The organism is Virgibacillus ainsalahensis (assembly GCF_055380755.1).
The window spans coordinates 20759-44463 of the sequence record NZ_AP043943.1; the positions used below are offsets into that span (position 1 = coordinate 20759).

General features: G+C 41.0%; 24 protein-coding genes. 17 read left to right on the top strand and 7 right to left on the bottom strand.

Annotated elements, in window-relative coordinates; genetic code table 11:
• Positions 1 to 250 precede the first annotated feature (250 nt).
• Positions 251 to 1318 carry an AI-2E family transporter gene (locus tag ACZ427_RS00085; RefSeq protein WP_461177226.1) on the bottom strand — a complete coding sequence of 356 codons (1068 nt, stop codon included), beginning with the start codon at positions 1316 to 1318 and terminating at the stop codon, positions 251 to 253.
• 201 nt (positions 1319 to 1519) lie between these two features.
• On the opposite strand from ACZ427_RS00085, the gene ACZ427_RS00090 reads away from it, so the two are divergent.
• The 5 genes from ACZ427_RS00090 to ACZ427_RS00110 all read left to right on the top strand — a co-directional run bounded on the left by ACZ427_RS00090 (position 1520) and on the right by ACZ427_RS00110 (position 7042).
• The gene (locus tag ACZ427_RS00090) at positions 1520 to 3253 is read left to right on the top strand and encodes a phospho-sugar mutase (RefSeq protein WP_461177225.1); all 1734 of its coding nucleotides are present in this window, start codon (positions 1520 to 1522) and stop codon (positions 3251 to 3253) included.
• A 261-nt stretch (positions 3254 to 3514) separates the two neighbouring features.
• A complete protein-coding gene (locus ACZ427_RS00095) occupies positions 3515 to 4294 on the top strand; it encodes a TerC family protein (protein ID WP_461177224.1) in 780 nt (259 codons plus the stop codon).
• Between the two features lie 79 nt (positions 4295 to 4373).
• A complete protein-coding gene (locus ACZ427_RS00100) occupies positions 4374 to 4733 on the top strand; it encodes a DUF488 domain-containing protein (protein WP_461177223.1) in 360 nt (119 codons plus the stop codon).
• A 243-nt stretch (positions 4734 to 4976) separates the two neighbouring features.
• Positions 4977 to 5417 carry an OsmC family protein gene (locus ACZ427_RS00105; protein WP_461177222.1) on the top strand — a complete coding sequence of 147 codons (441 nt, stop codon included), beginning with the start codon at positions 4977 to 4979 and terminating at the stop codon, positions 5415 to 5417.
• 230 nt (positions 5418 to 5647) lie between these two features.
• A complete protein-coding gene (locus ACZ427_RS00110) occupies positions 5648 to 7042 on the top strand; it encodes an L-cystine transporter (RefSeq protein ID WP_461177221.1) in 1395 nt (464 codons plus the stop codon).
• 52 nt (positions 7043 to 7094) lie between these two features.
• Here ACZ427_RS00110 and ACZ427_RS00115 read toward each other — a convergent pair whose 3' ends face one another.
• Positions 7095 to 8882, bottom strand: a complete 1788-nt coding sequence (locus ACZ427_RS00115; RefSeq protein ID WP_461177220.1) for a DNA ligase D — start codon at positions 8880 to 8882, stop codon at positions 7095 to 7097.
• A 107-nt stretch (positions 8883 to 8989) separates the two neighbouring features.
• Here ACZ427_RS00115 and ku point away from each other — a divergent pair, with 107 nt between their 5' ends.
• From ku to ACZ427_RS00150, 7 genes are all read left to right on the top strand, one after another.
• Positions 8990 to 9847: a non-homologous end joining protein Ku gene (ku, locus tag ACZ427_RS00120; RefSeq protein WP_461177219.1), complete on the top strand. Its 858-nt coding sequence runs from the start codon at positions 8990 to 8992 to the stop codon at positions 9845 to 9847.
• 884 nt (positions 9848 to 10731) lie between these two features.
• Positions 10732 to 11751 (top strand): acyltransferase family protein, encoded by a 1020-nt coding sequence (locus tag ACZ427_RS00125; protein ID WP_461177218.1) that lies wholly within the window; start codon positions 10732 to 10734, stop codon positions 11749 to 11751.
• Positions 11752 to 11784: 33 nt separating this feature from the next.
• Positions 11785 to 12612, top strand: coding sequence for a sugar nucleotide-binding protein (locus tag ACZ427_RS00130; RefSeq protein WP_461177455.1), 828 nt, complete (start codon positions 11785 to 11787; stop codon positions 12610 to 12612).
• Positions 12613 to 12752: 140 nt separating this feature from the next.
• Positions 12753 to 13373, top strand: coding sequence for a DUF3267 domain-containing protein (locus ACZ427_RS00135; RefSeq protein WP_461177217.1), 621 nt, complete (start codon positions 12753 to 12755; stop codon positions 13371 to 13373).
• Between the two features lie 161 nt (positions 13374 to 13534).
• Entirely contained in the window at positions 13535 to 13672 is a 138-nt protein-coding gene (locus tag ACZ427_RS00140; RefSeq protein ID WP_461177216.1) for an RAxF-45 family protein, read from the top strand.
• 161 nt (positions 13673 to 13833) lie between these two features.
• Entirely contained in the window at positions 13834 to 14403 is a 570-nt protein-coding gene (locus ACZ427_RS00145; protein WP_464883488.1) for an ATP-binding cassette domain-containing protein, read from the top strand.
• Between the two features lie 2 nt (positions 14404 to 14405).
• A complete protein-coding gene (locus ACZ427_RS00150; RefSeq protein WP_461177215.1) occupies positions 14406 to 15158 on the top strand; it encodes a GNAT family N-acetyltransferase in 753 nt (250 codons plus the stop codon).
• Between the two features lie 322 nt (positions 15159 to 15480).
• Here the strand turns inward: ACZ427_RS00150 and ACZ427_RS00155 are convergent, their stop codons facing one another.
• Complete coding sequence (locus ACZ427_RS00155) at positions 15481 to 16830, bottom strand: YjiH family protein (RefSeq protein ID WP_461177214.1); 1350 nt, start codon at positions 16828 to 16830, stop codon at positions 15481 to 15483.
• A 175-nt stretch (positions 16831 to 17005) separates the two neighbouring features.
• On the opposite strand from ACZ427_RS00155, the gene ACZ427_RS00160 reads away from it, so the two are divergent.
• The 5 genes from ACZ427_RS00160 (at position 17006) to ACZ427_RS00180 (ending at position 20993) form a co-directional block, all read left to right on the top strand.
• On the top strand, positions 17006 to 18649 hold the full coding sequence (locus tag ACZ427_RS00160; protein ID WP_461177213.1) for an ABC1 kinase family protein: 1644 nt from the start codon (positions 17006 to 17008) through the stop codon (positions 18647 to 18649).
• A 13-nt stretch (positions 18650 to 18662) separates the two neighbouring features.
• Positions 18663 to 18962: a phasin family protein gene (locus tag ACZ427_RS00165; protein ID WP_461177212.1), complete on the top strand. Its 300-nt coding sequence runs from the start codon at positions 18663 to 18665 to the stop codon at positions 18960 to 18962.
• Between the two features lie 302 nt (positions 18963 to 19264).
• Positions 19265 to 19402 carry a hypothetical protein gene (locus ACZ427_RS00170; protein WP_461177211.1) on the top strand — a complete coding sequence of 46 codons (138 nt, stop codon included), beginning with the start codon at positions 19265 to 19267 and terminating at the stop codon, positions 19400 to 19402.
• An 893-nt stretch (positions 19403 to 20295) separates the two neighbouring features.
• Positions 20296 to 20607, top strand: a complete 312-nt coding sequence (locus tag ACZ427_RS00175; protein ID WP_461177210.1) for a YwdI family protein — start codon at positions 20296 to 20298, stop codon at positions 20605 to 20607.
• A gap of 17 nt (positions 20608 to 20624) precedes the next feature.
• On the top strand, positions 20625 to 20993 hold the full coding sequence (locus tag ACZ427_RS00180) for a DUF423 domain-containing protein (protein ID WP_461177209.1): 369 nt from the start codon (positions 20625 to 20627) through the stop codon (positions 20991 to 20993).
• 13 nt (positions 20994 to 21006) lie between these two features.
• Here ACZ427_RS00180 and ACZ427_RS00185 read toward each other — a convergent pair whose 3' ends face one another.
• From ACZ427_RS00185 to hemQ, 4 genes are all read right to left on the bottom strand, one after another.
• On the bottom strand, positions 21007 to 21258 hold the full coding sequence (locus ACZ427_RS00185; RefSeq protein ID WP_461177208.1) for a hypothetical protein: 252 nt from the start codon (positions 21256 to 21258) through the stop codon (positions 21007 to 21009).
• Positions 21259 to 21434: 176 nt separating this feature from the next.
• The gene (gene gerQ, locus ACZ427_RS00190) at positions 21435 to 21944 is read right to left on the bottom strand and encodes a spore coat protein GerQ (protein WP_461177207.1); all 510 of its coding nucleotides are present in this window, start codon (positions 21942 to 21944) and stop codon (positions 21435 to 21437) included.
• Between the two features lie 20 nt (positions 21945 to 21964).
• Entirely contained in the window at positions 21965 to 22390 is a 426-nt protein-coding gene (locus ACZ427_RS00195) for a cell wall hydrolase (protein ID WP_461177206.1), read from the bottom strand.
• A gap of 442 nt (positions 22391 to 22832) precedes the next feature.
• Positions 22833 to 23582, bottom strand: a complete 750-nt coding sequence (gene hemQ, locus ACZ427_RS00200; protein WP_461177205.1) for a hydrogen peroxide-dependent heme synthase — start codon at positions 23580 to 23582, stop codon at positions 22833 to 22835.
• Positions 23583 to 23705: the final 123 nt, after the last annotated feature.

Genomic DNA, 23705 nt, shown 5'->3' on the forward strand with positions numbered 1-23705 from the left:
AGGCTGAAGCCGTGCCCACGGAAAGCGAAGTATTCTGCCGAAGCGATTGTGATAGCACTCGGATTCAATGGAAGAAGCGAAATCAACCCAGCAGTTACTTCGTCTTTTATATCTATTGTGTCAAAAGCAACAATTTTTTCGGTGGGAAGCGTAATCGCAGTCCCAATCTTTTAGAAAACAGCCTGCTGGTTAAGTTAGCTAGTTTCATTAAAGGTGGTGACGGCATGCTATACGCCGCCATTTTGGTTTCTTAAATCAGCGCATCATCTTTACTTTTTTTCGATTCCACATAGGTTTGATAAAAATGGACAATGATTGTTTTTGCAACGGCATAGAACGGTACTGCAAAAATGATTCCGATAAAGCCTGCAATACTTCCCGCAGCCAGGATAACGGTAATAATCGTTAATGGATGCAGGTCCAGTTTCTGCCCCATAACGTTTGGAGAAATCAAATTACTTTCAATTTGCTGCGCAACGAGCATAATCAACGATACCCATATAAGGTTCACAGGGTCCTGGAAGGCACCTATAAGAAGTGCAGGAGCAACTGCGATGAATGGCCCGAGATATGGAATGACATTCGTTATCATTCCAAACAAAGCAAGTGCCAGGGCATATTCTAATCCGAGAATAAGATAACCGATATAGATTAATATACCTACACAAAAACTGACAATTAACTGTCCTTGAATAAAGGAGGATAATACATCATCCAACTTATTAAGTAAGTTGCGTATATTGTCTGCTTTTTTCTTACTGAAGACCTGCGTGATAAAAGGAACTAATTTCTCTCCATCTTTTAACATAAAGAAAAGGAAGAAGGGGATTAGTACCAGCCCGGCGATAATGGTAAACACCTGACCGATAAATCCTCCAATAAACCCGAAAAGATAGTTCACTATATTTTCAATATGTGATGAAATATTATTGTTAAAGTCGTTGATTGCACTAAGGACCTGGTCCGGGATACTGGAATAGTTCGCCTGCCAGTAATTAATAAAGTCCTCCACCATCGTTACCATTGATGGGATACCTTGAATCAAATTGGTAAATTGCCTTTGAGCAATTGGCCATATAAACAGGATAAATAAGAATAAAAGTGAAATGATTAGTAAAAATACGAGAATAATAGAAATGATACGATGGATTTTAAAACGTTCGAATAAATGCATGACCGGTTTGGTCAAATAATAAAGGATTCCGGCTCCGATCATAGGAAAGGCGATAGCCCCCATTAATTGAACCACAGGAAGAAAAATGAAATCTGTAATTGAAACTAACCAGATTAACAGAAAAAGCATAATGAAAAAAACCATTACTCGAAACCATCGTTTATTAACCAAAATAACACTACCTCCGTCATTTATTATATATTCTATAATAACTGTAAATCCCAATAATAGAAAGTCTTTCTATTTTAACCGGAATCAATAGATATTAAACAACATACAATATAGAAGATTCGCAAAAAGTGTGATAGAATCTGAACATATATACATAATGGAGGATGCGATACGATGAATAATTGGGAGCAGGTTTATCAGAAGTGGAATACATATCACAATCTGGATTCTTCGCTGAAGGCAGGATTGGAGAAAATCCAGGATAACCCGAAGGAATTGGAGGATGCCTTCTATAAAGAACTGACATTTGGAACCGGGGGAATGCGTGGCGTTCTTGGGCCTGGAACGAACCGAATGAATGTTTATACCATTAGAAAAGCGGTAAACGGTCTGGCGAATTATCTACTTGCTAATCGCGTTAATGTAAGAGACCGTGGCGTTGTTGTGGCATATGATTCAAGATACATGTCCCAGGAATTTGCGGTCGAAGTGGCAAAAGTACTCGGATCATATGGAATAAACACCCATGTCTTTGATTCACTAAGACCTACACCACTTTTATCTTTTGCTGTGCGTCATTTGGGAACGGCAGCTGGAGTAATGATTACAGCGAGCCATAATCCACCAGAGTATAATGGATTCAAGGTGTACAATGAAGATGGTGGACAGATTACTCCAGAAGAGGCGGATGAAATAATTAATGCGATTCAGGAAACGGGAGATGAGCTGACCGTACCGTTTTTGGAACAAAAGAACTTGGAAGAAGATGGGTTGTTGCATTGGCTTGGTAAAGAAGTCGATAATGCATATCTGGAGCAATTAATTCAGATTTCCAAACTGGATGAAGAAGAGCAGAACCAGGAGAAAGACATGCAAATTGTTTTCACCCCATTGCATGGAACGGCACATCATCTCGTTACGAATGCAATGGACCAGTGGAATTTCACTAATGTAGACGTTGTCGAGGAACAAGCAAAGCCGGATCCGGAATTTTCCACAGTGAAATCTCCAAATCCGGAGGAACATCAGGCATTCACATATGCTATTGAACAAGGAAAAGAAAGAAATGCTGCCATTTTATTGGGGACAGATCCTGATGCGGATCGTCTTGGTGTTGCTGTGAAAAATAAGGCAGGGGAATATCAAGTGTTGACAGGCAATCAATTGGGAGCATTGCTGCTTGATTATATTTTGTCCAAGACAGATACCCAAATATTAAAAACTGCCCGTATGCTGAAAACCGTTGTGACGACAGAACTTGGCCGGGCGATTGCTGACGCTTATGGTGTGAAAACAATTGATACATTAACAGGTTTTAAATATATTGGCGAAAAGATCCGTCAGTTTGATGCAACAGGCGAAACATTCATATTTGGATTTGAGGAGAGCTATGGCTATTTAATTTCAAGCTTTGCCCGTGATAAAGATGCTGTGCAGGCTGCGATGATGGCCACAGAAATGGCTTACTATTGGGACAAGCAAGGTAAGACACTGCTGGACGGGCTTGACGAGCTCTATGAAAAACACGGATACTATCTGGAAGAGATGCGTTCATTAACATTAAAAGGCAAAGAAGGCTCTGACCAGATTGCAAGAATTATGGAAGAAACACGCAACTATCCATTAAAGGAAATTGGCGGATTTAAGGTGGAAAAAGCTGAGGACTACATTTCTGGAGAGCGTATGCTGCTTGAAGAAAACAGGAAAGAAGCCATTCAGTTACCAAAAGAAAACATGATGAAATTTGTGCTTGAACAGGAAGGCTGGGTTTGCCTACGTCCATCCGGCACGGAACCAAAGATTAAATATTATTATGGCGTTCGGGGAGATAATGCTCAGGAGAGCCAGGAGAAATTGGCATCCATTAAAAAGACGATGGATGATGTAATAGATAAAATGATACAATAATGTGCGAATCTATAAAGAGGCCGGGCTGACCAAACCTTCATTTATGTTGACATTTTTTGATAAAAAGGGTTTAATAAAGTAAGTTAATATTCCTAAAGGGGAGTAGCTGTACAATTTAAGTCGTCATTACGAGATTATTTCTCCGGCTTAATTGGCAACGGACGTTGTTTGCGAGACCTTTACCTAAAATAGGTAAAGGTCTCTTTTTTTATGGTCTTTACCTGTTGGTAGGACCATTTTTTATATTAAAGGAGTTGTAGTATGGGAGCAGAATTGATACTGGAATATTTATGGGTTTTAGTGATTTTAATTGGTCTGGAAGGTCTGCTTGCGGCGGATAATGCTTTGGTATTGGCGATTATGGTTCGCCATCTTCCGGAGAAACAGCGGAAGAAAGCTCTGTTTTATGGACTGGCAGGGGCGTTTGTCCTGCGTTTTGGGTCCTTGTTCATTATTTCGTATGTTGTTGAGTTGTGGTGGATACAAGCATTGGGTGCGGCTTATTTAATATTTATCTCAATAAAGAATTTTTATGACAGGTTTAAAACGAAAAAAACGGAGGAATCCACAGGCGACGCTTCCACCCAGGAAAAAGCGAAATCAGGAAGCGGCTTCTGGATGACTGTTGTAAAAGTAGAGTTTGCTGATTTGGCCTTTGCAGTAGATTCGATTTTGGCCGCTGTGGCCCTGGCAGTAGTCCTTCCACCAACAGGCCTTGGTACAATTGGAAGTCTGGATACGGGACAATTTATGGTCATTTTTGCTGGTGGTATGATCGGACTGATCATTATGCGGTTTGCAGCAAATATATTTGTCGGACTGCTTCAGAAACGGCCTGGCCTCGAGGTGGCAGCTTTTCTTATTGTCGGATGGGTTGGTATAAAATTGTCCGTGTTGGTAATGGCGCATGATGAAATTGGATGGATTCCGCATGCCTTTCCACATTCCGCGTTATGGCAGTTGATTTTCTATGGAGTATTAGTTGGTATTGCGCTCGTTGGCTGGTTCTCCTCAAACAAAGAAAAACAAGATGCTGCATAAGCCCCCTTCAGAAGCAATCAGCATGTAGATGTGTTGATTGCTTCTTTTTTGGGTATGGATGTAGCAAGGAGTGAGTAAAATGCCAGTAAAAACAAAAAGAATTTATGAAGATGCAGAAAAAGGAGATGGTGTTCGCGTTCTGGTGGACCGCGTATGGCCAAGAGGTGTTTCCAAGGAAGATGCAAAACTGGATTACTGGATGAAAGAAGTTGGACCATCGAATGATCTGCGAAAGGAATTCGGACATGATCCGGATAAATTTGATTCATTCAAGAAAAAGTATAAAGAAGAGCTGAATAGCGGTGAGCAGCAGGAAGAACTGGAGAAGCTAAAAGATATTACCAAAAAACATAATAAGCATGTGACGTTGCTATATGCTGCAAAGGATGAGAAAAATAATCAAGCTCAAGTTTTAAAAGAAATATTGGATCACCAATAAGTGAAGATGAATGGTGCCAAGTAGATGTGTATGCATACGCAGCTATTGGCAACATCAAAATACATGGGAAATAATCGGCTGTATCCATGACCTTCTGGACCGTCCAGGAGGTTATGTTATAGTCGTTTTGCTTGTGCCAAATGTATAAATTTAAAGCAAACTTGTCTTTTCGCCAAGCCTATAGCGGATGCTAAGTTTTCTAATTTAACAACCATTACGTTACAATAATACCGAGGTGATCAAATGGCGGAACATCATTTCCATTTAACAGCAGACTGGCCTGGTGGAAGAAATAGTGAGGGATCCATCGAAGCAGGGAATCTGAAGACAAAAATATCTATTCCACCTGAAATGGATGGTCCGGGAGTTGGGACAAACCCAGATGAGATGCTGCTTGGTGCGGCAGCAACCTGTTATATCATCACATTGGCTGCAATGATTGAGCGGGCTGATTTGCCCCTTGATGAAATGTCGCTCAAATCCGAGGGGATTGTCGATGTGACCAATGGTGTATTCACATATAAAAAAATAATTCACAAACCAACCGTAGCGCTGAAAAGTGATGCAACAGATGAGCAACTTCAAAAACTGAAAAAGTTAGTAGAAAAAGCAGAGAAAAGCTGTATGATTTCCCGGGCGATTCAGGGGAATGTGGAAATCGAGCTGGATGCTTCGGTCAGTTAATAAGTAAAGCTTCACCCATTATATCTGGGGTGGAGCTTTTTTTTTCGCAGTTAAAGGATTAATCATAAGGCATAAAAAAAGCCTTGACACTTACTTTAAATCAGTGTATCTTGAATTAGTCACACTAAATTTATCGGAATTAATGGACGATAAGAAATTCATAGCATATAATTTAATGAGGGCAGTATAGGCAATCATCAGGAGTAAGAAAAAAAGTGGGAGTGATAAAAATGGGTGGAGTATATATTTTATTGAATATCGCCGTTTTATTAGCAATAATCGGTTTACTTATATGGATGCAAAAAAAGCATTTCTCCTTTACAAAACGTGTATTCACCGGGCTTGGTCTCGGAATTTTGCTGGGAGGAATACTGCAGTTCATTTATGGAGCAGGATCTGATGTTTTAGTAGAAACGACGGATTGGTACAGTATTGTCGGCAGCGGCTATATACGCCTGTTGATGATGATCGTCGTTCCACTTGTTATGGTGTCGATTATACAATCGATTACGAAGTTGGAAAAGACAAAAGAGCTTGGAAAGATGTCTGCATGGATTATTGGAATCCTTATTACAACAACAATGGTAGCTGCTTTTGTTGGAATTGGCACAGCAACTTTGTTTGATCTGAACGCAGATCAGATTGAAGCAGGCCAGGCAGAAAACGAACGGGCAGCAGACCTTGAGAACAGGCTTGGGGATGTAGAGGATCAGTCAACACCTCAACGGATTATTAACTTTATTCCCTCTAATATCTTTTTGGATATGACAGGGGAGCGGCCGACGTCAGTTATCTCGGTTGTTATTTTCTCGATATTTATAGGTATAGCTGTTCTTGGCTTACGCAGAAAAAACCCGGAACAGGCGGAACGTTTCACAAAAATTGTCGATGCCTTTTATGGTGTTGTCATGCGTATCGTTACATTGGTCTTGCGTCTGGCGCCATTTGGGGTTTTAGCTTTAATGGCAAATACAGTAGCGAATACAGATGTAGCAGGTATTATGGAGCTTGGTAAATTCGTACTCGCTTCATATGTAGCATTGATTGTTATGTTCATCCTCCATCTGGTTTTAGTTGGGTTATTTGGCTTGAATCCATTGACATTCGTGAAAAAAGCGCTGCCTGTGTTAGGTTTTGCTTTCACTTCACGTTCAAGTGCAGGAACGATTCCTTTAAATATTCAGGCACAAAAAAATGCACTCGGTGTCGAGCAGGGTGTTGCTAACATGTCAGCATCATTCGGGGCGACAATGGGGCAAAACGGATGTGCCGGGATTTATCCCGCGATGCTTGCAGTAATGATTGCACCGACGGTAGGAATCGATCCATTATCACTTGATTTCATCATTCAATTGGTACTCATTATTGGAATTAGCTCATTTGGTGTAGCAGGTGTAGGTGGCGGAGCAACGTTCGCAGCCCTGATTGTACTGTCATCCATGGGGCTTCCCGTAGCACTTGCCGGGCTGTTGATCTCAATCGAGGCGCTTATCGATATGGGACGTACAGCGCTGAATGTGAATGGAAGTATGGTTTCCGGTACGTTAACATCTAGGGCATTAAAGAATTTCAACAAAAAAACATTCAATGATAAGACTGCAATAGAAGAAGCCACTTCATTGTAGAAGGAGTAGCCGTTCCATGATAGGAGCGGCTATTTTTGTGAAGCTTCGGCCCTTATTCTTTTACCATTTCCAACACTTTATCCAGTTTCTGCTGTTCTCCTGCATTGAAGTAATCCTGAAATGGGCAGCCAATCTCCTGTACACGTTGTACTACATTTTCAATTGTAAACGAATCAGGGCGCAAACCGTCATCGACTTCTTCCCAAAACAGTGGAGTTGCAATGGTTGCTGCTTCCGTTTTTCTTGGTGAATATGGCGCAATCAATGTTTTATCCTTTCCATGTTGAACATAATCAATATAAAGCCGACCCTTTCTTTTATTCTTCATCCGCTCAGTTGTCAGCATATCCGGATAGGCATTTTCAACAGTCCAGGCGATTGCCTGTGTGAAAATAGCTGTTTCATCATAGGTCATACTCCCTTTGGGGATTGGTATATGAATCTGCAATCCTTTATTCCCGGAAGTTTTGACAAAAGAGACAAGCTCCAACTCATCAAGTAATGGCTTGATTCGAAGTGCTGCCTGAATTGCCATATGAAAATGGTCCCCATCAGGCGGATCCAGATCAAAAACGATTTCGACAGGATACTTCTCATCCACTCTTTGAAAGGGGACATGATATTCAATTGCCCCGTGATTAGCAAACCATACAAGTGCATCCAACTCATTACAGATAATTAATCGCTCATCACCCGGCTCGACACTGTCGATAAAGTCAGGAGCATAATCAGGCAGATGTTTTTGAAAAAAATGCTCGTTTCGAACGCCATCAGGAGAACGAATCACAGTTAATGCCCGTTCTTTCAAGAAAGGCAGCATATATGGTCCAATTTCTCTTATGTACCGGAGGAGATCTCCTTTTGTAAGTGTATCTGCTGGCCAAAATACCTTGTCCGTATTTGTGAGGTTTACACTGTCCGGCAGCATGGCCATATCCAGCTGTAATCTTTTCATCGTACAATCTGCCGGTGAAGCATCAGGCAATAATGAATGGAACTCCGGCTCGCGCAGTTCATTTTTATATAAGTCAAGTGTATGAATGGATGCACAAATAGCGGGAGGCAACACATATCCATCCTCCACCCGTTCTCCGTTTTTTGAAAACAGATCCTTTAATGTACGGAAAGCTTCTGTATCCAGTCCGTGCTTGCATTTTCCAATTTCCTTTATTGATTCATTTTCGTACACACATACAGTGAAATAGTCGTTTTTGGTATCATAATGCGTTAAAAACCCATGTATGGTTCGCCAATTCTTTACCTTGAACCAGTCATGGTGATTTTTACCGCTTTGGTACGTGCTTTTCTTCCGTTTGGCAATCAGGCCTTCCCCTTTATGTTTAAAGATGATTTTCTTTAATTCATCAAGGTTTTCATATGCGCCAATATAGTTTAAACCAGTTTTTTGCACAACTTCTTCCATTATCGACTTCCGCTCAAAATAGCTTTTCTTATGATAAGCGTTTCCTTGCAGGCGCAATATATCAAATGCGAGAAAATGCGCTGGTCTTGCCCCAGCTGCTTTCTTAATCGTATCTTTATTTTTCAGACGCCCGCGTTTTTGAATCAGGGAAAAGTTAGCCTGGTATGGATTGTTGAGAACAACCAATTCGCCATCAAGCTTTAATGGGAGGAGGTCACTTACGTTCATTTGGTGCTTCCTGCAAGTATCCACAATTTCCGGAAAGTTACCGGTTAAATCTTTGTTGTTTTTGCTTATAAGTCGAATATGCTCAGGCCCCCAGTCCAGGACACAGCGAAAACCGTCAAACTTCACTTCATATAACCACTCATCTTCTAAAGGTGTTTGTGAGCTCGCTATTGGCTTCATGATGTCCATCTCAGCATCTCCTTTTCTCTTTAACCTTTCTCAAAGTGAGAAAAATAAACTTCGCAGGATAAAAATAATTGTTACCGACAAACTATACAAAAAAGGGAGGTTTTTTCATGCATACCATGTGGAAGGGGACAATCAGTTTCGGTCTTGTGAATATTCCTGTAAAAATGCATGCAGCAACGGAAAATAAGGATGTAAAACTCCGTCAACTGCACAAGGAATGTCAATCGCCGGTTAAATATGAGAAGGTTTGCCCGGTTTGTGATAAGGAAATTGGTAATGATGAAATCGTGAAAGCATATGAATATGCAAAAAATAAATTTGTTGTTTTAGATGAAGAAGAATTGGATGCCCTGAAAAAAGAGCAGGAAGATAAGGCAGTAGAGATTGTTGATTTCGTGAAATTGGAGGAAATCGATCCGATCTATTTTGAAAAAAGCTATTTTCTATCGCCAAATGAAGGGGGAGGTAAAGCTTATGGATTATTACGAAATGCCCTCAAAGATACGGGGAAAATCGGTGTAGCGAAAATAATCATCCGTTCCAAAGAGCAGCTGGCAGTCATTCGGGTGTATAATAATACCTTGATAGCTGAAACCATCCATTATCCGGATGAGGTCCGTGATACACAGGACGTACCGAATGTTCCCGATGAAGTAAAAACCGCCAAAAAAGAACTGGATACTGCAAAAATGCTGATAGATCAATTAACAACCGAATTCGATCCGGAGAAATATACAGATGAATATCGGACAGCCCTGATGGAGTTAATTGAGCAAAAGAAAAATAATGAAGAAACGACAACAGCAACACCGGCAAAAGGAAAACCAGCACCGGATGCTGCGGACAACCTGATGGATGCACTGCAGGCCTCGCTTGAGCGCGCGAAAAAAGAAAAACCAAAGCCGAAGCAGCCAAAAGGAAAAACAACAAAAAAGACCACACAAAAGAAAAAGACTGGAACATAAGAGGCGATGTGTGCTTGTGAGCGCACATCCGGCCTCAATGCACATCACCTTTGGGCCAGTGCGCATCGCCCGAATCACGTGAAACATCGGCTCCGTGCATGTGAGCATCGCCCGAATCAAGTGAAACATCACCTTCGTGCATGTGAGCATCACCCGAATCAATTGAACCATCGCCCTCGAGCATGTGAGCATCGCCCGAATCAAGTGAAACATCACCTCCGCGCCAGTGCGCATCGCCCGAATCAAGTAGAACATTGCCCTCGAGCCAGTGCGCATCACCCGAATCAAGTGAATCATCACCCTCGAGCCAGTGCGCATCGCCTGAATCACGTTAAATATCACCCTCGAGCCAGTGCGTATCGCCCGAATCAAGTGAAACATCACCTTCGTGCATGTGAGCATCACCCGAATCAATTGAACCATCGCCCTCGAGCCAGTGCGCATCACCCGAATCAATTGAACCATCGCCCTCGAGCCAGTGCGCATCGCCTGAATCACGTTAAACATCACCCTCGAGCCAGTGCGTATCGCCCGAATCACGTGAACCATCGCCCTCGAGCCAGTGCGCATCACCCGAATCAATTGAAACATCTCCCTCGAGCCAGTGAGCATCACCCGAATCAATTGAACCATCGTCCTCAATCCAGCACACATCGCCCGAATCACGCGAACCATCGCCCCTTGAGCCAAGTGCGCATCGAAATCTCAAGCGCGCTCTCAAAAATCGGTATATATTACCCCGTCAAAATTACACAATTATTCCTATAACTTTTCATTCCAATTACAGATTTCTAACAACTCGATGAAATAGCGATAAAATATACGTATTTTTTCTATAAAACGGGTATAGTTAGTATTATACAGTTCTTAAAAGGATGAAGAAAATGAAGAGAAACGTCTTTTTGGACAATGCGAAAGTATTATTGATTTTCCTGGTCGTATTTGGACATATCATACAGCCGTTTATTGACGGGTCACGAGGAATGAATACATTATATTTGTGGATTTATACGTTTCATATGCCGGCATTTATTTTGCTTTCAGGTTTTTTTGCAAAAGGTTTAGGGAATAAGAAGTATGTCATCAATCTCGCTAAGAAATTATTGATGCCATATCTTATATTTCAGCTATTGTATACTGGATATTACTTTTTAATCGGAAAAAAAGACTGGTTAAATGGTCTTTTTTATCCGCAATGGGCTTTATGGTTTTTATTCAGCCTGTTTAGCTGGCATATGCTGCTGTTCTGGTTTAAGAAAATACCTGCTCCGTTGAGTATTATGATTGCAATCCAGATTGGTTTAATTGTCGGCTATTTTGGCGAAATCGGTCATACATTCAGCTTATCCCGTACCTTTGTTTTCTTCCCGTTTTTCCTGGTTGGTTACTGGATTACGGAAAAACAGCTTATGTGGGTAAAACAAAGAGGAGTAAAAATCGCATCTATCGCTATCATGGCAGTTATTGCGGCAGCATTTTATTATGCTCCGGACTTTAATTCCGGATGGTTACTCGCTTCCAAATCCTACAGTGATTTAGGGATGGCGGAATTCGGTGGTCTGGCGCGGCTTCTAGTTTATATTACCGCAGGAGTTATGATAATTAGTGTGTTGGCATGGGTGCCGAAACAAGAAAAATGGTTTTCCGATATTGGTCCAAAGACATTATATGTTTATCTGCTTCACGGGTTTATTATTCAATTTTTTCGTCAGGCCGAACTATTTAAAGTGGGTAACATTTTCGATGTGGTAGGGCTTGCAGCCATATCCGGGCTTATCGTACTTTTACTTTCAAGCAAACCAATCATTGGTCTAATGCAGCCACTCATTGAAGGAAAAGTATCAATCTTGAAGAAGACAATAAACGCCAAAAGCGACAGGGATTCCACGCAAACCGAATCGTAACTCAATGTAAGGAAGAAAGGACAGGTGTTCGAGATGAAAGTTTGTGTATTTGGAGCAAACGGATATGTAGGGGCTTCCATATTTCAACGATTAAAAGATGCAGATGGGATAGAGGTAAGCGGAACCTATCTTAATGATACACCACTGTTTGATCATCTGGATAAATTGGATGTTAATAAGCCTGAGTCATTTTCTTCCTATTATAAAAAGGAAGAACCGGACGTTGTAGTCTGGTCTGTGATGAATGGCCCGAATGAACATGAGTTAACAGATCAGGGGCTGATGCATTTAATAACGCATATAACACCGGAAACAAAGCTTATTTATATTTCATCCGATTTTGTTTACAGTGCTGGAAAGGGGCCTTACGATGAAGCGGATGCTTTATCGTCACTACCGGATGATCATTTGTACAGCAATTACACGAACGCGAAAGTAAAAGCAGAGCATTTGATTTATAATGAACTTTCGAATTATGTGATTCTAAGAGCCGGCCCTGTGTATGGGGAAAACAGTATAGGAAAACTCGATGAGCGTACAGATAAACTGTCTTACCATTTACGTGCAGGGAAGCGAATAGCTTTTCGCGATGACCTTATTCGCACATTTGTGCATGTGGAAGATTTGGCAAATACGGTTGGAAAAATGGTACAAAATGATGTTACAGGCATTTTTAACACAGGTCCATCAGAAGAACAAAGCTTCTATGAGTTCATGGGTGGAATAGCTGAACAGCTCGGCTATGACGCCAGCCTTGTCGAAAAAGAATCCGAAGAGGAAGAAGCAGATCATGAAGTACCAAAAAACACCGCATTAAAAACGGAAAAAATTTCAAATGTAGTGAAACAAACATTCAGGTGAATCGTATAAATAGATGTAACCCCCTATAAAAAGCGGACGGTCTTTATAACAAGATCGTCCGCTTTTTTGTTCAAGAACATTTTATATACTTTCATCTTGCTTTTTACATTTCAATAAGCGACTCATTGGGGAGGGAGATCATGAAGATCACACATAAAATGCCAAAAACAGATGAGAAGCTACATAATGATTTAATCAATAGCGGCTGGACACAACTAAAAGAACCGAAATCGTTGCTTCTTACAACAATTGTATCGATTCCGCTAATGCTCGTTAATGTGTTTGTCGCTGCCTGTGCTATTCATATATTTTCTGACCTTACCCTAAGAGAATTTGGTTTTGCATCCGGTTCATTTACCATAACCATCCATTTTGGTGTCATTTTGGGAATTTTACTCACTGTGGTTATTCATGAATTCATCCACCTCCTGTTTGTTCCGAATTTTATCCAATCACCGCAGACATTCATCGGCTTCACATTCTTTGGGGGATATGTTTATACAACAGAAGAAATTTCTAAAGCACGGTACATGATCATAACGGCTGCTCCTTTTATCAGCCTTTCGATTTTACTCCCAATAATTCTTGGACTAATGGGAGTGCTAACGCCATTATTAAAAATACTTATCTTGTTGAATGCAGCATCTTCTTCAGTTGATATGCTTCTTTTGTTACTGTTAATTCAAACACCAAAAAATACCGTATTAAAAAGTAATGGAATCCGGACGTACTGGAGGAGGTGCCGATGTAGTAGCTATTAGAACGTATTATGTGTGGTAAAGGCGATTTGGTTTCTTTTGTAAAAATAGATGCCCCCATTAAAATCCATCAAAACTGTTTGATCAAGTAAGAAAAAGCTTGAAAAATAGATTTGGAACAAATAGAATATAATTAAGTATAAGAGAGAAGGAGGTGGGTAGAGATGTTTAATCAATCTGTTTTTGTGCACGGATTTTGGACAGAATTCCTGTATTTAAGCCGTGCAAAATTTGCTGTTTTAGTTGATGACGGGATACGTGTGCCCTTTTTTAGCAACTTAATAGCAATTTTAAAACGGTGAAAACATCTCTAAACCCACATTATATATGAGCGGCTATGAGGAGGGCTTTTCATGCTCTCTTTTTTCATGCCATCATTAATAAAAAGCCATGGAGAATGTTGTCTCCATGGCTTTTTGTATTTAGGAGAGATTTTTCACATGCCTGTGAGGAGGAATTATACATGATTGCATGCAGTGTGAATCAAGTAGGGAAAATGTATGGAGGGGACTCCATTTTTGAGGATATAACAGTCGAAATTCAAGAAAAAGATCGAGTCGGTTTAGTCGGCAGGAATGGAAGCGGAAAAACAACATTATTACAACTATTAGCTGGTAAGGAATCACCTGATTCGGGACAAATCCATTGGAAAAAAGGATATAACATTGGCTACCTCACGCAAATTCCAGACGTTGGACATAAGGAAACTGCGAAAGATGTTCTAATGACAGCTTTCTCTGATCCTTTAGAAATAGAAGCAAAAATGTTAAAGCTTGAGCTTGAAATGAGTAAGGAAACAAAAGATATAAAATTACAGCGATTAATCAGGGAGTACGGGAATCTTCAGGATGATTTTACAGGAAAAGGCGGATATGAAATGGAGGCCAGCATTGCAAAAATTGCGAACGGCCTTGCAATTCACGATCTATTGGATAATCAATTCTCCACGTTGAGTGGAGGAGAAAAGACAAAGGTTGGCCTTGCACGCATTCTTCTTGAAACTCCGGTGATTATTAAGGGAAAGAGGGCATAGAAATGAAACAGATAACATTTGAAAATATTTATAAGCTTGGAAATACAATAGAGGAAAATGAGCAATACAGACAGGTGCATTATCCTGAGATGCTGAACAGGTACGATAGTAATTTTATTGAATTTAAATTGATGCCCTCGTTGAGCGTGTTTAAAGATATGGCTAATAACTTAAGGGAATTTCATTTTAGACATGGGCAAAACCACGAAAAATATTACTTACCAGCGAATGAAAAACCAGGGGAAGCATTGATTGATTACTTGGAAGATACAGGTTATGAGACCGGTTTTCTGGAATTATATGCGATTCAACCGGATCAATTTCCTTTAATGAAAGAACGGCCGGAGATAAAGGTGGGGGAGGTAACAGCGGATAAGCTGGATATCCTTCTTGACTTACAGTATAAGCAGGATGTGGCTTTTGGCAGGGAATTTGCCAAACAAAAAACAAAATGGATGAAACGTCAATTCGATGATCCGAATTTTCTCCAATTGATGGCATTTTACCAAGGAACCCCGGCAGGATATGTTGATATAATTATTGCCGAAGATACGGCGGAAATTGATAATTTAACCGTGCTTGAACCGTTTCAAAGAAGGGGCATTGGCAGCAACCTGCAAAAATATGTGATGGAGAAGTTCGTGGATAAAATCGTAATCCTGGTTGCAGATGGGGAAGACACGCCAAGTGTAATGTATCAAAAACAAAACTATCAGTATATTGGCTTCCAATATGAGGTACAGAAAATTTATTAAAAAGCAGGACGATCCAGGATGAACGCAGGACTCGAGCCCACGAGCGCCGGAGCACCGGCCATGAGCGCAGAACATTGCGTCCGGCCGCAGGACTGTCCAATCTGAGCATAGGACAAAAGCTCGTGAACGCAGAACTTTCTGGCCCGACCGCAGTACAATCCAGTCTGAACGCAGCATCCAAGCCCGTGAGCGCAGAACTATCGGCCGTGAACGCAGTACATTACGTTCCAAGCTCAGGACCATCCGCCACGAGCGCCGAACCTCCGGCCACGAACGCAGAATAAAATAACCTTTCCATATCAGAACATGGAAAGGTTATTTTTTAAAAAATCATATGTGCAATTAACGTAATAATCGGTAATGTAATAATTGTACGTAGCAGGAAGATAATTATAAGGTCCTTGAAGTTTACAGGAACCTTTGACCCTAATAATAATCCCCCGACTTCTGACATATAGATCAGCTGTGTAACTGATAATGCCGCGATGATGAAGCGGGTTATTTCGGCTTCAATTGAAGCTGCAAAAACTGCCGGCAGGAACATATCGGCAAAGCCAATCAATAATGTTTCCGAAGCTGCGGCTGCTTCCGGTACCTGCATAAGTTCAAGGATAGGTACGAATGGCATACCGAGCCATTGGAAGACCGGTGTAAACTCAGCAACAATCAATGCAATGAGGCCGAACCCCATCACAATTGGAGCTACACCCATCCACATATCGAGGATATTCTGTCCGCCTTCCTTAAAGAACCGGAATACACTTGTTTCTTTCCTTGCACGATTGAGCGCTTGTCTGTAGCCGAATGTTAAAACATTATCTCCATCAGGAATTTCCTCATTAATACCTGTTGCATTCTCATCGACATAGGTATTCAATTTTCTCGATAATGGCGGAATACGCGGCATGATTAATGCTGCCAAGAAGCCCGCTATTAATACAGTTAGATAGAAGGGAACAAACATATGCCCAAGTCCCACTTCGGAGATGATAACAAGGGAGAAGGTGATGGAGACAACGGAAAAAGTTGTACCAATCACTGCAGCTTCCCGTTTGGTGTAATTCCCTGCCTGATATTGTTTACTTGTCAGCAGTACCCCGATTGTTCCATCACCAATCCATGACGCCAGTGAATCAATCGAAGCACGTCCGGGCAGTTTAAATAACGGGCGCATTATTTTTGTCATTAATGTTCCAAAAAATTCAAGCAAACCAAAATTCATCAGCAGTGGTAAAAATAACCCCGCAAATAAAAAGACGGCAAATAACACATGCAGCAAATCATCTAAAAGCAATTGACCGGTATCCGGCCCGTGAATCGCTTCCGGACCAAGCTGGAAATAAACCATAATGGCGAAAATGGCTGCGAGTATTCTTGTAATTGTCCAAAACCAGCCGGTATAAAAAAGGCTTTGGAAAAAAGGTGTTTTTGAAAATGCATCCGGCCCAATTATTCTGGCCACTATTGTCATAATCGCAGTAATAACGATAATAATCATCATTATTGCTGAAAGCTGTCCAGCCAGAATATCCTGCAACCAATTTGCCAAGACAGCAATCGGTATGGTCATTCCATCAGAGGTTGGGACAGGTGTCATAAATAAAAATATTCCAATTAAGGATGGGATAATAAATTTTAAATGATTTCCAAGATTGTAATGTTTCCTGTTCATGTTTCGTATTCTCCTTAAAGTTCTCTTTTTGGCTATTTCATTATAAATGAAAAAATGTATGTTCACAAGAATTAATGAATAATTATACAACACCACAGACGTTGTATAGTGATGTACAATAGAAATAAGTTTATCTGGCTTAATGTCAGGGGTAAGGAATAATGAGGTGTTTGTGTTGAGGGAGTCACGTAAATATAAATTTAGCTATCGGTATACAGTTATTGTCTGGATGGCAATTACATTTATTGTCCGCATCTATTTCTTTTATTTCCGCCACAGTATCTGGGATGCGAAAACGAAGAGAAAATGGGAAGATTTACTATCTAATTTGGCAAAGGAATACCGGCTAAAAGCGGAAAACCTGGGCGGGATCCTCATTAAGCTCGGCCAGTTTCTAAGTACGAGAACGGATTTTATGCCAGATGTATTCATTAAAGAATTATCCGGTCTGGTGGATCATGTTCCACCGATGACGTATGATTACGCAAAAGAACTGATGGAAAAAGAATGGGGGACTTCCGTCGAAAACCATCTTTCGGAAATTGATGAGAAATCTATTGCTTCTGCTTCCATTGGGGAAGTGTATCGCGGAAAGTTAATTGATGGTACAGATGTTGCGATTAAAGTGCAACGATATCGGATTGAGGAGGTTTTTCGGAAAGACTTCTCCGCCATGCGTATGGTCTTTTGGATCTTGAAAGTATTCACTAATATTGGGCAGATAGCGAACCTGAAAGAGTTGTATATCGAGATTGTCCGTGTGATGGACCGGGAGCTTGATTATGAACAGGAATTGGCATATGGAAAGTATTTCAAGGAACGTTATAAGGATTATTCCTCCATCTACATACCCACCTACTTTGAAAACCTTTCAACAAAGAAAGTGCTTGTGATGGAATGGGCCGACGGAGCGAAAATTACAGACCTGGAGTACATGAGTAAACATCATATAAGCAGTGAGAAGATTGCCAGGGACTTGTTTAATTTCTATATTGACCAGTTTTTGCATGTTGGTAATTTCCACGCTGACCCACATGCTGGAAATATTCTGGTGCAGCCAGATGGTACAATTGCCGTTATCGATTTTGGCATGGTCGCTGAGATAAGTAAACAGGACACCCTGCATTTTAAACGGCTTATTCAGGGCATAATCATTGATGATTATAAAATCGTTGTCGATGCGCTGGAGGATATGGGTTTTCTTCTGCCCGACGCAGATAAGAATAAACTGAAGAAGGTTATTGAAGAAGCGCTTGCTGTTTATATGGATGGTTCCCTCCAAGGAATGGATCCCCATGATTTGGAGCAAATTATGAAGGAAATAAGTGCAATTATAAAAGAACAGCCGATCCAGCTTTCTGTCGATTATACGTATTTTGGACGAGCGGTTTCGATTGTGGTTGGAATATTATTTGCCCTTTACCCGGACCTTGATTTGGAAAAATGGGCCAAACCGAAGATTAAACAATGGTATGGCAAACGGGAATTATTCGAATCAATTTATAAGGAGAAGGCAAAAGACCTGGCTGACCCTGTTCTTGCTTTTCCGAAAGCCATGTTAAAATGGCTGGAAAATGGGGAAAAGGACAGACAGTGGGATAAGGAAAAGCATCAGACGAAGTTGAAGCATCATTTTTATTTACTTTTAGAGAGTATTAGTTTTATCATGGTAGTAATAGGAATAGGATTTACAGTTTATGGATACAGTTTAAATCTAATAGGGTTGACAGTAATCTCACTAGTTGTTGCAGCTATATTTATAATAATAATAAATATTATTTTCTTTAAGCATTATCGAATGATTCGATCCAGAATGTGAGGGGGTGTTACGAATGAGTGATGCATTGAAAAAAGGCTTCCTATTGGGTCTTGGCGCTGCCGTTAGTGGTAAAGAAAAATTAAGCGGCAAGCTCAATGAAATGGTAGAAAAAAATGAGCTGTCACGAGATCAGGCTAAAACGGTCATGCAAAGCTTTGTTACAAAAGGCGAAATGAAAAAAGATGAATGGAGCGCGAAGCAATTTGAGCAGACCCAAAAAACAGCAAAAGAAATGGGCCTGGCAACAAAAGAAGATATCAATGAACTCAGAGCCCGTATAACAGAGCTTGAAGCAAAATTGAATGATGAATAAAAATAGAGGAAGAGTGGATCGGAAAGACTGATTCACTCTTCGTTCAGCTTCTGAGATAGGGTGTTTTCTAAAATAGTCCATAAGGGGGACAACACGCCTATTTTACTAGCTTTGATGATTGAATTGGTCACTGAAATCGCCTGTCGTCGGAAATTGTCTATTTCGTGTTTATAATATGTCACTTTTAGTACTTATCTGTAAATTCTGCTAATTTGATATTTTGCTATTGATTTTCCGTTTCAATAGCGTTACAATGATATTACCAAATTTTAGGTAACTTCAGTACGGAGGGAAGTGGCGTTATGGAGAGCTTTTTGCAGGTATGTGAAGATACGAAAGAGAAGCTTGGCAGGCAGTTGCATGAAAATGAACTGGAATTTTTGCAATGGATGTACGAACGCTATACCGAAGAACAGCTGAAGAAAACAATAAACGTATAAGTACTTTGAAGTCCCGGAGCCTGTTCCGGGACTTTTGAATTTTATGGAGAAAGGCTCTTTTCGTAAAGCTTTGTTGCTTTTTAATTCGTAGTTGATATAAAAGACGACGTAACTTAATAGTGATTTCCTTTCATCCCTTACAAAATAGATGCTAATGCAGCGCTGCTTAAAAAATACTCGCTTTCCACGGGGAACGCTTCAGCCTCGGGCCAACACGATGTTGGTCACATAGGCGTTGCCCCAGGACGGGGCGTTCTTAGCCTATGTTCTTTAATTCGCTCGCTGCGGGGTCTTCAGACTCTTCCTTTTCCCGTTGGAGTCTCGCATTTTTTAAGCAGCTTAGAATAGCTTTCTGTTTAACGGAGAATACGTTCATGAAACATAAATTCTATGAGCTTTATCCTTTCTATAATCAGGACACCACTCCCAGCGTAGGCAGAATACGTAGACTCCTGCGGGAACAGCACTTTACGTAAGACCCCGCAGCGGCGATCTTCCGCGAGGAGGCTGAAGCCGTGCCCGCGGAAAGCGAAGTATTCTGCCGAAGCGATTGTGATAGCTCGGGTTCAAAAGAAATGGAAGAAGCGAAATCACGATAAAGTTACTTCGTCTTTTATATCTTTGTGGCACCAACAACAAATCACTTCGGTGGGACGAGTAACCGCAGTCCCAAATCACTTCGGTGGGACGAGTAACCGCAGTCCCAAATCACTTCGGTGGGACGCGTAATCACAGTCGCAATGTTTTAGAAAATAGCCTGGAGAAAAAATCATGTTATAATGGGACATGGTAGATGGCAGGTTAGAAAACGTTGCTTTTTGACATGTCTTAGTTGCACGGAGCTGTAGAAAAGTTTGATGCTTTCCTATCTGCTAAAACAAGGAGTGATCCAGATGGCAGTTACAAATGAAACAATCATTAACAAAATGATAAAGGAATTGAATGATGCAAAAAAAGTGCAGTATAATCAGGATAAAATGGTAAAACATATCGCAAATATTCGTTTACTATGCGATTTATTCCTGGAGGAAGAGCCGGCAGCAGGGCAAGTGGATTCGGTTGAAAGTAATCATACCAGTGAATTCTCGCCGGAAGAGGTAAAAGCAATGCTTGGTAAAGAGGTAAGTGAAACGAAACCAAGCCGTACACAAAAATCAACGATTGACCATGACGATGCAAATGGCGATTCTATTTTTGACTTTTAACAGATGAGGTGTAAACAATGAAATTATTTTTACTATTAGGGATTATCAATGGGTTCTTGGCAGTGGCACTGGGTGCATTTGGTGCACATGGTTTGGAAGGAAAGCTTTCGGAAAAAGCTTTGAAAACGTGGGATAAAGCTGTAAATTATCAAATGTTTCATACAATGGCACTGCTTGTGACCGGTTTACTGCTAGCTAAAGTCACCAGTGGTAGCGTTACATGGGCTGGATGGATGTTCTTTATTGGTATTTTATTATTCTCAGGAAGTTTGTACATCTATTCCACGACAGCTATCAAAACGTTTGCAATGATCACACCACTGGGCGGAGTAGCATTTCTGATTGGATGGGTCCTGCTTGGAACTGCAATTGTAAGGCATCTATAAGGAGTTACGTACTCTATAAGTGAAAAAATAAATAAGTTGTAAAAATAAACACCATCACAGCCCGCAGGAATTGTTTGCCGGCTTGTGGTGGGTTGTGCAGATACAATAATATCATAGCATCGCAAAATATGCTGAGTGCCAACAGGTAAAAGCAAAGTAAAATAAATATGAGGAATCCTTGAATGAGTGCAATTACGCCAAATAAAACGACACATGCAATTGCGATCAGCTCAATGCGCATAAATTTTTCGTATGGATGTCGCATGTAATCGCCTCCAGGCGTAGTCTTGTATACAGAGCATTTGGCTTTAGAAGGGGATTCAGATGGGTTCAGAGGTTTGTGGATGAAAGGGAACTGTCCCAAAAGAGTAACCCCCTCAGACTACTGCAACGTGTAGTTAAGTGAGGGGGATTCTTGACTTTGAGTCAGCTTCCTTCTTCTTACCTTGGTGAATAGTTCGATAGTTGACCGGTATTGCCTCCATAGGGATAGGAGTAATTAATTTCTTCATCAAATACCACGTAATCAAGATAAATCATCAACAACAGATACCGCCTGCCGGTTTGCGGATCACTTAGGATAATATGATCTCTTCCGGCTGCTTCAATAACCCCCTCGAATACTTGTGCGTTCCATTGATCATTATTTTCAAATGTCATATAGACTTGCACATGTTTGCCACGGTTTAACCGTAAAATATTCTCGATGTAGGACTCCTGCATTGGAAGCATGCCCGGGACATTATCAGCTATCCCTTGCTGCTGAGCTGGCTGTTGCATCCCTTGCATGGCCTGCATCTGCTGCTGTGGCATTTGCTGTTGCTGCGGCATTTCGTGTCTCATTTGGTATGCCGGGTAAAATGCTGGGGAATTTTGCGGGTAATAGTAGTATGGATAGGCCTGATAAGGATTGGCATACTGCTGGTTTACATTTTCGTTCTTTTCACTCATAAAAAAGCCTCCTTAAATTCTTATCTGAACACTTGTGGGCATTCCGCTTGAGATGGAGAAAAAAAGCAATGGGACTTGTATCTGCCGCTATTCCATTGGCCAAACCACTGTGCGGGGCAGGCTCCCTGCGGCATAAAAAACCATAGCGTGTTTGATGCAGGATGGAAGCGTTCCCCCTGTATCACTCTCCGCGCTAAACGCTTATCCTTTTCACGTGCCCGCTGATAGAAATATCCCTTTTGTGTAGCCTCAAATCCACCGGGGCTTTGGAATACCATGTCATTGATATTTCTTAATTCAGTGAAATCCGAGCAATCAGCAATAACCCTGTTAACTCCGGTATTGCCTACCATGAGCATACCTAATCGCCCATCTCCCTCAGCTTCAGCACGCATTAATCTTGCTAATAAGTTAACATCACTTTCCGTGTGTGCGACTACCGCCATAAATCATACCTCATTTCTGACTAAACCTTGGTGATGACTCAATAATTATATGTATGACAATAGCCCGGAAATGATGACAATGAATTTGATTGATGGGGTGGGGAAACCTTTGATATTGAGAGGGGTTAGGAGAGAGGGTGCCGTCTAAGGAACTTTATCGCCTGCTCAACCTTTATGCAGAATTTACGAAAGGATCTTTTCTTCTACATTCATTTTAAGTTATGTCGCACTGTATCGTTTGTGTCAGAAGCAACAAAGTACATACGAAAAGAACTTTTAGAAAGCAAAAAAAAGACTTCCTGCTAAAAATGCAGAAAGTCTCAGTATTGTCTAGCTCCTGCTCATGGAAACTGCCGCCATAAGACTATAAACATCAAAAACTATGTGCTCCTGAGTCATTTGTTAGCGTAGAGTTTCTGAAACAGTAGCTTTTGCGATTTCATTACACTTCCAAATACGCAGCAACATCTTCTCTTGGAAGGATATTTCCAACGAAGAATTCGCCAAACTCGCCATAGCGGGAGCTTACTTCGTCAAAACGCATTTCATAAACAATTTTTTTGAATTGAAGTGGTTCGTGTGCAAATAGGGTAACGCCCCATTCCCAGTCGTCAAGTCCGATGGAACCGGTAATAACCTGTGTTACCTTTCCAGCATACTTACGGCCGGTTTTACTGTGTTCATAAAGCAATTTACCGCGTACATCCTTTTCCAAGGTGTACCAGTTTTCTTCTCCAACACGGCGCCTGTCCATTGGATAGAAGCAGATATGCTCCCACTTTGGAAGGATTGGTTTCAGGCGTTTCTGTGTTTCCGGTAACGTCTCCGGATCGACGCCATCTTTGGCCGGGCGGTATTTTGAAAGCTCTACAACAGATACATAGGAATGTGCAGGGATCAAGAACTCGCCAAATTTTGATTTATTTAATTCTGTTTCCATGTCGGAAAGTTCATCCATTGTCGGACGGAGAAACATGAAGATTAAATCGGCTTTTTGTCCAACTACTTTATGTAGTACATGGCTGCCGTTTTCTGCTTCTTCCACCTGCTCCCATTTTTTAAGCAGCTTTTCAAAGTCATCGATAGCCGCTTTGCGTTCTTCAGCTGACGCCAGTTTCCAGGAATTCCAATCGATTGTACGTAAATCATGCAAACTGTACCAGCCATCCATGGTTTCTACTGCTTCAACCATATCTATCTCTCCTTCATTTCTACAAAAATTTAATTTCCACTTTTAGTCTACCATAACTAGGGGAATATAATCATATGTGAGGTATGTGTTCCATTGGAAGTTCATTTTTTATTGTCATAGGAA

Excerpts from the sequence above, each read along its gene's own strand:
- ACZ427_RS00085 (WP_461177226.1), bottom strand. The coding sequence starts at position 1,318 with ATGGTTTTTTTCATTATGCTTTTTCTGTTAATCTGGTTAGTTTCAATT.
- ACZ427_RS00090 (WP_461177225.1), top strand. The coding sequence starts at position 1,520 with ATGAATAATTGGGAGCAGGTTTATCAGAAGTGGAATACATATCACAAT.
- ACZ427_RS00095 (WP_461177224.1), top strand. The coding sequence starts at position 3,515 with ATGGGAGCAGAATTGATACTGGAATATTTATGGGTTTTAGTGATTTTA.
- ACZ427_RS00100 (WP_461177223.1), top strand. The coding sequence starts at position 4,374 with ATGCCAGTAAAAACAAAAAGAATTTATGAAGATGCAGAAAAAGGAGAT.
- ACZ427_RS00105 (WP_461177222.1), top strand. The coding sequence starts at position 4,977 with ATGGCGGAACATCATTTCCATTTAACAGCAGACTGGCCTGGTGGAAGA.
- ACZ427_RS00110 (WP_461177221.1), top strand. The coding sequence starts at position 5,648 with ATGGGTGGAGTATATATTTTATTGAATATCGCCGTTTTATTAGCAATA.
- ACZ427_RS00115 (WP_461177220.1), bottom strand. The coding sequence starts at position 8,882 with ATGGACATCATGAAGCCAATAGCGAGCTCACAAACACCTTTAGAAGAT.
- ku (WP_461177219.1), top strand. The coding sequence starts at position 8,990 with ATGCATACCATGTGGAAGGGGACAATCAGTTTCGGTCTTGTGAATATT.
- ACZ427_RS00125 (WP_461177218.1), top strand. The coding sequence starts at position 10,732 with ATGAAGAGAAACGTCTTTTTGGACAATGCGAAAGTATTATTGATTTTC.
- ACZ427_RS00130 (WP_461177455.1), top strand. The coding sequence starts at position 11,785 with ATGAAAGTTTGTGTATTTGGAGCAAACGGATATGTAGGGGCTTCCATA.
- ACZ427_RS00135 (WP_461177217.1), top strand. The coding sequence starts at position 12,753 with ATGAAGATCACACATAAAATGCCAAAAACAGATGAGAAGCTACATAAT.
- ACZ427_RS00140 (WP_461177216.1), top strand. The coding sequence starts at position 13,535 with ATGTTTAATCAATCTGTTTTTGTGCACGGATTTTGGACAGAATTCCTG.
- ACZ427_RS00145 (WP_464883488.1), top strand. The coding sequence starts at position 13,834 with ATGATTGCATGCAGTGTGAATCAAGTAGGGAAAATGTATGGAGGGGAC.
- ACZ427_RS00150 (WP_461177215.1), top strand. The coding sequence starts at position 14,406 with ATGAAACAGATAACATTTGAAAATATTTATAAGCTTGGAAATACAATA.
- ACZ427_RS00155 (WP_461177214.1), bottom strand. The coding sequence starts at position 16,830 with ATGAACAGGAAACATTACAATCTTGGAAATCATTTAAAATTTATTATC.
- ACZ427_RS00165 (WP_461177212.1), top strand. The coding sequence starts at position 18,663 with ATGAGTGATGCATTGAAAAAAGGCTTCCTATTGGGTCTTGGCGCTGCC.
- ACZ427_RS00170 (WP_461177211.1), top strand. The coding sequence starts at position 19,265 with ATGGAGAGCTTTTTGCAGGTATGTGAAGATACGAAAGAGAAGCTTGGC.
- ACZ427_RS00175 (WP_461177210.1), top strand. The coding sequence starts at position 20,296 with ATGGCAGTTACAAATGAAACAATCATTAACAAAATGATAAAGGAATTG.
- ACZ427_RS00180 (WP_461177209.1), top strand. The coding sequence starts at position 20,625 with ATGAAATTATTTTTACTATTAGGGATTATCAATGGGTTCTTGGCAGTG.
- ACZ427_RS00185 (WP_461177208.1), bottom strand. The coding sequence starts at position 21,258 with ATGCGACATCCATACGAAAAATTTATGCGCATTGAGCTGATCGCAATT.
- gerQ (WP_461177207.1), bottom strand. The coding sequence starts at position 21,944 with ATGAGTGAAAAGAACGAAAATGTAAACCAGCAGTATGCCAATCCTTAT.
- ACZ427_RS00195 (WP_461177206.1), bottom strand. The coding sequence starts at position 22,390 with ATGGCGGTAGTCGCACACACGGAAAGTGATGTTAACTTATTAGCAAGA.
- hemQ (WP_461177205.1), bottom strand. The coding sequence starts at position 23,582 with ATGGTTGAAGCAGTAGAAACCATGGATGGCTGGTACAGTTTGCATGAT.